This window comes from Stutzerimonas stutzeri, from assembly GCF_002909485.1.
In the GTDB taxonomy this organism is placed as follows: Bacteria; Pseudomonadota; Gammaproteobacteria; order Pseudomonadales; family Pseudomonadaceae; genus Stutzerimonas; species Stutzerimonas stutzeri_AH.
Genome location: NZ_PPXG01000004.1, coordinates 398,156 through 409,310, shown reverse-complemented (window position 1 = coordinate 409,310; position 11,155 = coordinate 398,156). Strand labels below are relative to the sequence as shown.

The 11,155-nt window shown below is 60.5% G+C and carries 9 protein-coding genes; 2 read left to right on the top strand and 7 right to left on the bottom strand.

Translation table 11 applies throughout. The features are described 5' to 3' along the window. Positions 1–59: 59 nt before the first annotated feature. From nosZ to CXK91_RS12240, 5 genes are all read right to left on the bottom strand, one after another. Positions 60–1,973 (bottom strand): TAT-dependent nitrous-oxide reductase, encoded by a 1,914-nt coding sequence (gene nosZ / locus CXK91_RS12260; protein ID WP_103456331.1) that lies wholly within the window; start codon positions 1,971–1,973, stop codon positions 60–62. Between the two features lie 67 nt (positions 1,974–2,040). Next, positions 2,041–4,221, bottom strand: coding sequence for a transcriptional regulator NosR (gene nosR / locus CXK91_RS12255; protein ID WP_103456330.1), 2,181 nt, complete (start codon positions 4,219–4,221; stop codon positions 2,041–2,043). Between the two features lie 264 nt (positions 4,222–4,485). Further along, positions 4,486–5,736, bottom strand: a complete 1,251-nt coding sequence (locus CXK91_RS12250) for an acyl-CoA dehydrogenase family protein (RefSeq protein ID WP_103456329.1) — start codon at positions 5,734–5,736, stop codon at positions 4,486–4,488. Positions 5,737–5,935: 199 nt separating this feature from the next. After that, positions 5,936–6,376: a CopD family copper resistance protein gene (locus CXK91_RS12245; protein ID WP_103456328.1), complete on the bottom strand. Its 441-nt coding sequence runs from the start codon at positions 6,374–6,376 to the stop codon at positions 5,936–5,938. Between the two features lie 70 nt (positions 6,377–6,446). Beyond that, positions 6,447–6,800, bottom strand: coding sequence for a hypothetical protein (locus CXK91_RS12240; RefSeq protein WP_103456327.1), 354 nt, complete (start codon positions 6,798–6,800; stop codon positions 6,447–6,449). Positions 6,801–7,015: 215 nt separating this feature from the next. Between CXK91_RS12240 and CXK91_RS12235 the strand changes: the two genes are divergently transcribed. Then, positions 7,016–7,435, top strand: coding sequence for a DUF488 domain-containing protein (locus CXK91_RS12235; RefSeq protein WP_103456326.1), 420 nt, complete (start codon positions 7,016–7,018; stop codon positions 7,433–7,435). Here CXK91_RS12235 and CXK91_RS12230 read toward each other — a convergent pair. Both CXK91_RS12230 and CXK91_RS12225 read right to left on the bottom strand, forming a co-directional pair. Further along, positions 7,419–8,417, bottom strand: coding sequence for a TRAP transporter substrate-binding protein (locus CXK91_RS12230; protein ID WP_219811498.1), 999 nt, complete (start codon positions 8,415–8,417; stop codon positions 7,419–7,421). The two genes, CXK91_RS12235 and CXK91_RS12230, sit on opposite strands and share 17 nt — an antisense overlap. A 366-nt stretch (positions 8,418–8,783) precedes the next feature. Further along, complete coding sequence (locus CXK91_RS12225) at positions 8,784–9,722, bottom strand: TRAP transporter substrate-binding protein (protein ID WP_181003952.1); 939 nt, start codon at positions 9,720–9,722, stop codon at positions 8,784–8,786. Positions 9,723–10,135: 413 nt separating this feature from the next. On the opposite strand from CXK91_RS12225, the gene CXK91_RS12220 reads away from it, so the two are divergent. Beyond that, positions 10,136–11,083, top strand: a complete 948-nt coding sequence (locus tag CXK91_RS12220; RefSeq protein WP_103456325.1) for an NAD(P)/FAD-dependent oxidoreductase — start codon at positions 10,136–10,138, stop codon at positions 11,081–11,083. Positions 11,084–11,155: the final 72 nt, after the last annotated feature.

The window sequence follows — 11,155 nt, the reverse complement described above, 5'->3', positions numbered from 1 at the left end:
CGAGGCTCCTCGCGCAGTCGCTGATCCATCACCGGCTTATTGGCGATGGCTCGAACAGCTTAGGCGGGCTCGACCATCATGCGGCCGACCATTTCCATGTGCAGTGCATGGCAGAACCAGCTGCAGTAGTACCAGTGCAGGCCCGGCTTGTCAGCGACGAAGGTGATGGAAGAGGTCTGCTGCGGGCTGATCTCCATGCTGGCACCGTGATTGACCATGACGAAACCGTGGGACACGTCTTCGATCTGGTCGATGTTGGTGATGGTCACGGTGACTTCATCGCCCTGCTTGACGGTGAACTCCTGCACGCCGAACGCCGGCGCCATCGAGGTCATGTACACGCGCACCTTTTTGCCGTCGCGAATGACCTTGTTGTCAGTGTCGAGGTTGATGCCGTCCTTCTTCGCCATTTCCACGGTGGGGGCGAAGAACGGATCGTTGCGGTCCCAGATCTTCTTGGTCTTGATCTGATCGCGACGGGCCATGATGCAGTCGTGGGGCTCGGCGTAGGTCGGGCCATCGTGCACCAGCTTCATTTCCTCGCCGGAAATGTCGATCAGCTGATCGTTTTCCGGATGCAGCGGGCCGGTCGGCAGGAAGCGATCCTTGGAGAACTTGCACAGCGCTACCAGCCACTTGCCATCGGCTTCGCTGGTTTCGCAAAGGGACGCATGGATGTGCCCCGGCTGGTAGTGCACGTCCAGCTTCTGCTTGATGTAGTTGACCTTTTCACCCTTGTAGGCGCGCACCGCGTCAGCCATGTTCCACTTGACCACCTGGCTGTCGATGAACATCGTGGTGTAGGCGTTGCCGCGACCATCGAAGGTGGTGTGCAGCGGGCCAAGGCCCAGCTCCACTTCGGCGGCGATGGTGTCGCGCGGATCGTTCAGCTTGTCGGCGAACAGGTCGGGCAACTTGGCGATTTCGATCATCGATACGGTCGGTGACAGCTTGCCATTGGCGATGAAGTACTTGCCGTCGGACGAGGTGTTCAGGCCGTGCGGATTCTTCGGCACCGGGATGTAGCGGGTGAACGGGCTGTCCTTCTCGGCCTTTTTGCGGCCATCGAGCACTGGAGACTTGGAGTCGCCCAGGGTGATGAACTTGCCGGCCTTGACCGCCTTCTCGGCCGCCTCGATGTCGAATACCACGACCCAGTCGCGCTCGTTGCGCATCATGCCGCCGAGGTCGTAGGCCTTTTCCGAGTTGTAGCAGGTGGCCGCAGCGAAGCGACCGGTGTAATCGGCGTCGGTGTTGTCCAGATTGCCATCGACGATGATCTGGAAAGCCATCTCCATCTTCTCGGCGTCGATGACGTTGTACATGGTGTAGCTGTTCTCATCCTGCAGATCGAATATCTTGCCGTCGTTCGGGTGCGGGATGACGAATTCAGCGTTGGCGAACACGTACTTGGTGTGCGGCACTTTCTGCAGACGCAGACCGTGGATCGCCTGGCAGTTCGGCACGGTGATCATCTTGTCGCACTTCATGATATCCAGACGGATACGTGCGACACGGGTGTTGGCCTTGTCGTTGATGAACAGGTACTTGCCGTCGTACTTGCCGTCGGTCATGGAGATATGCGGGTGGTGGCAGTCGCCGTTCAGGAACTTGGCACTCTCGCCCATGATCGCGCGGCTTTCGTTGGTCAGGCCCCAGCCGGTAGCCGAATCGACGTTGAACACCGGGATACGCATCAGCTCGCGCATCGACGGGATGCCCAGCACGCGCACTTCACCCTGGTGGCCGCCGCTCCAGAAGCCGTAGTAATCATCCAACTCGCCTGGACCGACATGGATGTTCTGCCGTGCGTCCTTGACCGCCGCGGCCCAGGACTCACGGGTCATTACCGCGCCGCCAAGGGCGGTGGCCGCTACGGCCGCGCCGGTAACTGCGCTGGCACCGAGGAAGCCGCGACGACTGATGCCGCTCTTCTCCAGCACCTCGGGATTGTTCTTGCTCTTGTCACTCATGGGGTATTGCTCCTTTGGGACATCTGCTTCAAACACATCGATCGAGCGCCTCGCCAGTAGCGACGGCTCAGGGTTCTACCACTTGCACTACGGGGATCAGCTCGGCGGATGCCGGTGCCTTCTTGCCGCGCTTGGCGCGCTTGTTTTTCAGAATCAGCGGCGGGCACTTGTTTTCGTTGTGATAAGTCATCTGGCAATCGAGGCAGTAGTGGCACTCGTTGGCATTGATGTGGCCGTCCGGATGGATCGCCTGGATCTCGCACTCCTTGGCACACAGCTGGCAGGGATCGCCACACTCCTTGCGGCGCTTGAGCCAGTCGAACAGGCGCAGCTTGGTCGGAATGGCCAGCGCGGCACCCAGCGGGCAGACGTAGCGGCAGTAAACCTTGCGGGTGAAAATATTGATCACCAGCAGGAGCACGGCGTAGGCGACGAACCACCACTGACGGTCGAACTTGAGGGTGATGGCGGTCTTGAATGGCTCTACCTCGGCCGCCTTCTCGGCCATCATCATCGATTCGAGGGAAAGCCCGAACAGCACCAGCAGGACGATGTACTTAATTGCCCAGAGCCGCTCATGCACGGCGAAAGGCAACTCGTATTGCGGAATCTTCAGTTTGCGCGCGGCCTCGTTTATCAGCTCCTGCAAGGCGCCGAACGGGCACAGCCAACCGCAGAATACGCCGCGCCCCCAGAGCAGGATGCTGGCGGCGGTGAAGGTCCAGATGATGAAAATCACCGGATCGGAGAGGAACAGCTCCCAGCGGAAATCCTGGAACAACGCATGGACGAACGTCAGCACGTTGACCACCGACAGCTGGCCCAGCGCATACCAGCCGATGAATACAACGGTGAACACCAGGTAGCCGCGGCGCAACCAGTGCAGGAACTGCGGCTTCTGGGTGAATTTGTCCTGCAGGAAGAGGATGACGGTCAGCAGGCCAAGGGCAGCCAGGATCACGCCGATCTGGAAGGTCTTCTGGTACCAGATATTGACCCACACCGGCCGATTGGCTTCCTCGATGGCAGCCAGTTCGTCCGCGGTGGGCAGGGGCCGCTCGATGTAGGCGTCGAGCATCTGGTAGGGCAACTCGAAGCTGGTGAACATACCGCTGACCGGACCGGTCTGGCGGCGCACCAGCAGCTCCAGTACCCAAGGCGAGCCTGGATCGAAGCGCGCCGGTTCACGGATGACGAAGATGGCCATTTCGCTGAAACGCGGCGCACCGTCTAGGAAGATGTCATTGAGCCGCTGAAAGTCGAGATCGCGGAAGCTGATGATGTCGCCGAACTGGCGCAGCTGTATCCGATCGAAGATGCCGCCGCGGACATAGCCCGAACCCTTGAACGAGTACTCTCCACTACCCAACACGGCGATGGCGTGCTCGCCCGGCTTCAGTTCTTCCATCAGGAAGCGGTACTGGTTTTCACCCAGTAGATTGCGGCCGATGGTGGGCGGGTTCAGATGGGTGACGTACAGGTCGATGAAGGTATCGTTGGCTGTCTCCGGCGTGGCCTCCCCGACGCCTTCGGCTTCGGTGCCCTTGAACGACTCATCGATCTGGTCACGGGTCAGGTGCAACCGGCGAATCGCACCGCTACCGGTCAACTCGGTCCAGTCTGCCGGTTGGAAAACGTCCTGCCGAACGATGGCGACCTTCGGCCGCGCACTGCTGCCCGCCTCGATCAAGCCCAATGACACGGCCACCTCGTGGGTGGCACGCATGACCACTTCGTTAACTACCATCACGGTAACGGTGGCGCCTGTCACGGCGTCAATGGTTACCGCATTAGTGTCCTTCGAGCGGCCGACGACTACGCGCTGATCGGCCTTGATGCCTTCATACTTGGCATTGAAATCGTGCAGTTTCTCTTCGGGGATGCCGATCAGCAGGATCGGCTCATGGTGCTCCAGCACATAGGCGTCGCGGATCACGCCCTGTGTATCGAGCAGCACCTGCATGTTGATCGGTTTGCCAGAATAGGCCGGAATCTTGGTGACGTTGATGCTCTGGAAGGCGTAGCCCAGTATCTCGTCGCCCTTACGCAGCGTGCGGACCTGATACTCGCCCTCGGGCTCGGAAATGCTTTGCACATCAGGAAAGAACTGGTCGATGCGCTGGCGCTCGGCTTCATATTCCTTGGCCTGTAGTGGAAGTGCACAGAAAGTCAGGGTCAGAAGTATGACAAGGCCCTTGGCCCAGGTACCTAACGCACCGGCCGGCGACCAAAACTCGCGGGGAGCCATTGAATTACCTGCTTTGCACTGATGATGTGGCCTGCATGTTAGGGGAGCGATGGCGCGACTCCCCTTGACTGCAATCAAGGACGCCCCCGGCGGCCACTTTCGTTGTTCCAGGTCAAAGAACACCATGACGTCGAAACAAAGACATCGTCATGACCAGCCTAGGCCAATATCGCGAGAATACGAGCGGGAGCCGCGAAGCGGCCGAAGAGAAAGCGAATTGGCTGCGTGATTTACTCGATCAAGCAGCCAATGGAGACGTCGCGCTCAGTGGCGACCGGGCGGAGTGAGATAGGCCGCCGTCGCGCCGCGGCTGGCTTCGCTCGCCTTGATTTCCATCTTCGCAATGCTGCGCAGATGCACCTGGTCCGGGCCATCGGCAAAGCGCAGGGCACGGCCCCCGGTCCACATGTCAGCCAGCGGGGTATCTGGCGTCAGACCCATCGCGCCGTAGACCTGGATCGCGCGGTCGACGACGTTGGTGTGCATGCGCGGCACCAGCGCCTTGATCATCGAGATCTCCTTGCGCGCTGCCTTGGCGCCGACTTCATCGATCATCCAGGCGGTCTTGAGCACCAGCAGGCGCGCCTGCTCGATCTCGATGCGCGACTCGGCGATCCAGTCGGCGACGTTGGAATACTGCTGCAGGTACTTGCCGAACGCTTTGCGCTCCTGGCAGCGCTCGACCATTAACTCCAGTGCCAGCTCGGCCATACCGATGGAGCGCATGCAGTGGTGAATGCGCCCAGGGCCAAGGCGCGCCTGGGCCATCAGGAAGCCGTCGCCCTCTTTGCCTAGCAGGCTGCTCACTGGCACTCGCACATTGCGTAATAGCAGCTCGCTGTGACCTTCCGGGGCGATGTGGTTCATCACCGGGATGTTGCGCACCAGTTCCACACCCGGCGTGTCGAACGGCACCAGGATCATGCTCTGCTGGTGATGGGCGTCGGCGTCCGGGTCGGTCTTGCCCATGACGATCAGGAGTTTGCAGTTGGGATGCGAGGCGTTGGTGATGAACCACTTGCGGCCGTTGATCACGTACTCGTCGCCGTCGCGGCGGATCAGCGTCTGGATATTGGTAGCGTCCGAGGACGGCACATCCGGCTCGGTCATGGCGAAAGCCGAGCGGATTTCGCCTTCGAGCAGCGGTGTGAGCCAACGCTGGCGCTGCTCAGGGGTGGCGAACATGTGCAGCAGCTCCATGTTGCCGGTGTCTGGCGCATTGCAATTGAACACCTCCGACGCCCAGTGCACTCGCCCCATGATCTCCGCCAGCGGCGCGTACTCGAGGTTGCTCAGGCCCATACCCGGCTCGTCCTCGCGAAGCGAAGGCAGAAACAGGTTCCACAGCCCTTCCGAACGCGCCAGCGCCTTGAGGTCGTCCATGAACGACACCGGATACTGACCGGCCGTCACTTCCGAATGCCAGGCACCGATGCGCGGCACGATATGCTGATCCATGAAGCCGCGCAGCTGCTCGCGCAGCGCCTCGACGCGTGGGCTGTAGGCGAAATCCATGTGCAACCTCTGCTGATCGGGAAACGATGCAGCCACCATAGACCCCGTATCGGCGAAAGCAACGAGCGTGCAGCGGCTGAATTAGCCTCCATCAGCACCACGAAAAGCGCCACCCCGCTTGACCAAAGTCATCATCTTGCGCGGCGGACCTGCTATGAGGGCTCAGGCTTTTCGCCGTTACGGTGATCGCAACGCCGAGCTACCAATGCACGTAGAACATGCCCTTGGCCAACAGCACGATGCCGATCATCTGCAGCAGAATCGCCCAATGGATGGCCCGGTAACGCACCGGTGTCATGCGCCCTTTGCGCAGTAGAATCGCCACCAGGCCGAAGGTGAAGAACACGCCGATCGCCAGCACAACCTTCAACGACAGCAAGGTGGCGAAACTGCTGGCGAACGGATTGGCCAGCGCCTGGCGGTGGTACCACCCCAAACCGATGCCCGCGCCGTAGACGAACAGCACCACCCAGTGCAGCACCACTCGTGAACGCGCACCGACCGCACGCTCCACCAGTGGCATCGTCTGCTCACCGATCTGCTGGCGAACGCGGCCAAGAATCATCACCTCAAAAAACAGCGTGCCGATAAAGAAGATCGCGGCCAGCAGATGCACCACGTGCAGAACGGAATAACTCATCAGCGCCTCCTTGGTGACAGTCAGTCGCGATCATCCCCCATCAACCTGCCGCGGTACTACCTGCGCAGCCTCATTTGGCCAACGCGGTGATCTGGGCGCCGTTGCGTTCGATGTACTGGCCTTGCATGAAGCGGTCATCGGAGGTCCGAATACGGGTGATGCTGCCATCGTCGCGTTTGACCACGTACAGCGTCTGCTCCAGACCGGCCGCCTGCTGTGCACTCTGCCCTGCGAGATAGCCCAGGCCACCGCCTACCAATGCACCGATCGGCCCACCAGCGGCCGCGCCTAGCATGAAACCGCTGAGCCCGCCGAAGCCACCGCCGACCGCTCGATCCTCGTGCACCTCCAGAACCTCACCCGCACTAGCCAGACCGCTTGCCAGAACCACTGCTGCTGCCATCAGAACCGTTGCGTTTTTCATGTCATTGCTCCTGTCGAGTTAGGGTTGCCACCAGACAGACTCTTCAGGAAGCGTGCCGCTTATTTCGCCCAATGAAATCAATGTGATATCAATCAACGGGTAATTTAAACCTGACGCTCAAAGGTATTTATAACCATCTATGGAGTTAATTTAACCCTACCTCATCACACGACATGGCTACGCTTGAATGATGTGACGTGATCGGAGACCAACGAATGATTCAGTGCAAACGCGCCTACTTGGTAGCCGCGACATCTGATGGTCGACGGGTCCTGGTGGATCGCCTATGGCCGCGCGGATGCAGCAAGGACGGTCTGGTGCTGCACGCATGGTTGCCAAGCCTCGCGCCATCGGCCGAATTGCGTAAGGCATTCAAGCGCGGCGAGTTGATGTTCGAAGAGTTTGCCTGGCGTTACCGGAGCGAGCTGGCAAGCCACCCAGAACACTGGTGGCCGCTGCTGGAGATGGCCGAACAGGGCGCGTTGACGCTGATCTACGCGGCGCGCGAAGAGCAGCAGAATAACGCGCAGGTGCTGGCCGAATGGCTGGAGCTACAGATGGAGCGATTGAATCGGCCCAGCTCGTCGGCGTGTTTCGCCAACGAGCTGGAGGGTGGCCTCAACGACGACGGTTGACGGTCATCGCTGCGCGGATAAGATCGGCGCCGATCTCCGCTTCGTAGGTCTTCCACACCGGCAACATCTGCTCGCGCCAGGCCTGGCGCTCTTCGGGGGTGAGGGTGATCAGCTGGCTGCTGCCGCTGGCGAGAATACGCTCACGGTCACGCTGATTGACCGCGGCGGCCTCGCGGTTAACTGCCTGAGTGACTTCGACGATGATGCCTTCCAGTTCGGAACGTATGGCGAACGGCATGCTCACCCAGAACTCGTTGTTGGTGATCAGCATGTAGTCGAGCACACCGTGATTGGTCTCGGTGATGTATGGCTGAACGCTGTGCATGTTCTGGCTGAGGATGTTCGACCAGGGGTTCTCGGCGCCCTGAACCACGCCGCTCTTGAGCGATTCGTAGACCTTGGCGAACGGCAGCACGACGGACTTGGCACCAACGGCCGCGAACTGCGCTTCAAGCACTGGCGAAGGCTGGATGCGGAACGCCAGGCCATTGGCATCACTCGGCTTGCGTAGCGGCGTCGTGGCGGAAAGCTGTTTCAGGCCGTTGTTCCAGTAAGCAAGCCCGTAGACGCCATGATCGGCCATGGAACGCAGCAGCTGACGAGCCGTCTCGCGCTTCTGGAAGCGCTGCAATGCCTCGGCATCATCGAACAGGAACGGCAGGTCAAAGACCTGGAGCTTCTTGGTGTAGGTCGCGAACTTCGACATTGACGGCGCCAGCAGCTGCACCTTGTTGTCGAACAAGGCCTGCATCTCCTCGGCATCGCCGACCAGCGCCGAGTTCGAATAGACCTCGACCTTCACCTTGCCGGCCATACGCTCTTCGACGAGCTTTTTCAGTAGCAGCGCGCCCTTGCCCTTGGGCGTGTCGTCCGCCACAACGTGAGCGAACTTGATGACGATCGGCTCACCATCGGCGGCCATCACAGGGGCGCTCAACCAATACAGGGCTGCGATCAGCGCAGCAACACAAGACTTGTACATCTGACCCCCAACGGGAAAAGCCCGAAGGCGCCTCGTGAGCACCGTTCGAGTGGTTAATCAATATTGATAGGCCTGGCTAACACAGCAGCGCAGCCGGTCTTTTTCTGAGCTAGCCAGATCAGCTCGATCACGGCAGTCGCTGGCTGGCTTTTATAGGAATGTGGCTGGCGCTAAATACGGCCCTAGAGCCATTCCCAGCCAAGGGAAAGTCTTCGTGATAGCCGAGCGCGGCACAAGGCCGAAAAGTCCAACCAGCTCTCAAAACGAGACTTTGGCACGAGATGCCAGACGTGCTGCGAAGCGAGGCAGGGCTTGAGGCACAAGCCCAGGGAGGAGGCTCCGGCAGCGGGGCCGGAGCCTGCGGGCTCAACGACGGTTGACGGTCATCGCCGCGCGTAACACATCGCTGCCGATCTGCGCCTCGAACGACCTCCATACTGGCTGCATCTTCGCGCGCCAGGCCTGACGCTGCTCGGGCGTCAGCGTGACCAGCGTGGTACTGCCGTTAGCGAGGATCTGCTCGCGTTCGCGCTGGTTCATCGAGGCGGCCTCGGCATTCACCGTCTGGGTGACTTCGAGCACGATATTGTCCAGCTCCGAACGCACCGCAAAGGGGATGCTGGTCCAGAACTCGGAGTTGGTTACCCACATATAGTTGAGTACGCCATGATTGGTTTCGGTGACGTAGCTCTGCTTGATTCCAGCATTCTGGCCACGAATGTTCGACCAGGGGCCTTCGGTTCCCTGCACCGTGCCGGCCTGCATGGCTTTGGACACATCAGCGAACGGCAGACGCACTGCCTTGGCATCAACGGCGGCGAACTGCGCCTCAAGGACCGAAGAAGGCTGAATGCGAAATGCCAGGCCCGCCGCATCGGTCGGGTCGCGCAGCGGCTGGTTGGCCGACAGCTGCTTGAGCCCGTTATTCCAGTAGGCCAGGCCGTAGATACCACGCCCAGCCATCGAGCGCAGCAGCTCGCGGCTTGTTTCACGCTTCTGGAAGCGTGAAACAGCGGCTTCGTCATCGAACAGGAACGGCAGGTCGAACACTTCCAGTTTTGGCGAATACTCGGTGAACTTGGACAGCGAGGGCGCCAGCATCTGCACCTTGTTCTCGAGCAGCGCCTGCATCTCGTCAGCGTCACCCACCAGCGTCGAGTTCGGATAGACCTCGACCTCTACGGCGCCGGCCAGACGTTCGCGCACCAGCTTCTGGAACAGCAACGCGCCTTTGCCCTTCGGGGTGTCGTCGCCCACTACGTGGGCAAACTTGATGAGGATGGGTTCCGAGGCTTGTGCAGCCATTGGTGAGATCAGCAGAAACAGCGCCGCACAGGGCGCAACAACCAGAGACTTGAACACTTCTACCCCCACGGGAAATAAGCTCGCCACGGCGCCTCGTGAGCACCGCTGGAGTGGTATTTGCAATTCGATTTGGTTCAGCCGGCACGTGGTGTGGCATGGCTGCAGTTTGTAGCGAGGCGACCAGTGCACGTCGAACGAAGTCGCGGGCTGGTCTTTATTGGAATGGCAGTGACCGATCAGTACGGATTTGATCCGCCTAGTCACCGAGCCGCGCAGTGTTGGCCATCAATAGCTCTAGCGCAAGGGCTGAAGGACCAACCAGCTCTCAAAACGGAACATTGCATCCAGCAGCCGCGCCGAACTTTCTTGCTGCCAGCACCTTCTATTGGCTACCACCGCCCGGGAACCTATTGATGACCACCGACCAAGCGACCCCGCACCCCACAGTGACCGATTGCCTGATCGTCGGTGGAGGGCCAGCCGGCCTTACCGCAGCACTGTACCTGGCGCGCTTCCGACGCAGCTGCCTGGTGGTGGACGCCGGCTCGAGCCGGGCATCGTGGATACCGCGTTCGCGCAATTACCCCGGCTTCCCGCCCGGCATCAATGGCAATGACCTGCTGATCAGGTTGCGCGAGCAGGCCAGCGGTTATGGCGCTCGAATCGAACACGGCCGCGTAGAGCACATCGAACCCAATGCCGAGGGCTTCGCCGTGCGCTACGGCGAACACATCTGCGTAGCGCGGCGGATCATTCTCGCCACAGGTATAGAGGACACGCTGCCGGATATGCCTGACATAGACAAGGCCATTGCCGAGGGCAAGGTCAGGCTCTGTGCGATCTGCGACGGCTATGAAGTCGACGGCGACAACGTCGCGATCTATGGCGACGCAGAGACAGCCATCGGCCATGCGGTGTTCATGCGCACCTTTACCGACAGGGTTACCGTAATAGTGCATGGTGAACAGGACGCCTGCGATCAGGCCATTGCATTGGCCGAGCATTACGCCATTGAGCTGATCGGCGACCGCGTTGAATCCCTGCACCCTTGCGAGACCGGCATCGAGCTACTGACCTGCGGCGGCGAGCGGCACCACTTCGACATCGTCTATCCCAGCCTGGGCGCACGCTTTCGATCCGAACTCGCCGTGCAGCTCGGCCTCGATTGCGACGAGTGCGGCGGCGTGAATGTGAACGAGCATCGCGAAACCTCACTGCACGGGCTGTACGCGATCGGCGACGTGACCATGGGGCTCAAGCAGATCAGCGTCGCCATCGGGCAAGCCGCCCAGGCCGCGACCGCAGTGCACAACAGCCTGGAAGCCAACCCCTGGGGTGGCGTGGGCGCAGCGCCGAATTAGGCAAAACGCGAATCGGCTATCGTCTTCCTGGCGACAATCAGATCGCGACGCGCCGCCGAATATCATCTACAT

Excerpts from the sequence above, each read along its gene's own strand:
- nosZ (WP_103456331.1), bottom strand. The coding sequence starts at position 1,973 with ATGAGTGACAAGAGCAAGAACAATCCCGAGGTGCTGGAGAAGAGCGGC.
- nosR (WP_103456330.1), bottom strand. The coding sequence starts at position 4,221 with ATGGCTCCCCGCGAGTTTTGGTCGCCGGCCGGTGCGTTAGGTACCTGG.
- CXK91_RS12250 (WP_103456329.1), bottom strand. The coding sequence starts at position 5,736 with ATGGATTTCGCCTACAGCCCACGCGTCGAGGCGCTGCGCGAGCAGCTG.
- CXK91_RS12245 (WP_103456328.1), bottom strand. The coding sequence starts at position 6,376 with ATGAGTTATTCCGTTCTGCACGTGGTGCATCTGCTGGCCGCGATCTTC.
- CXK91_RS12240 (WP_103456327.1), bottom strand. The coding sequence starts at position 6,800 with ATGAAAAACGCAACGGTTCTGATGGCAGCAGCAGTGGTTCTGGCAAGC.
- CXK91_RS12235 (WP_103456326.1), top strand. The coding sequence starts at position 7,016 with ATGATTCAGTGCAAACGCGCCTACTTGGTAGCCGCGACATCTGATGGT.
- CXK91_RS12230 (WP_219811498.1), bottom strand. The coding sequence starts at position 8,417 with ATGTACAAGTCTTGTGTTGCTGCGCTGATCGCAGCCCTGTATTGGTTG.
- CXK91_RS12225 (WP_181003952.1), bottom strand. The coding sequence starts at position 9,722 with ATGGCTGCACAAGCCTCGGAACCCATCCTCATCAAGTTTGCCCACGTA.
- CXK91_RS12220 (WP_103456325.1), top strand. The coding sequence starts at position 10,136 with ATGACCACCGACCAAGCGACCCCGCACCCCACAGTGACCGATTGCCTG.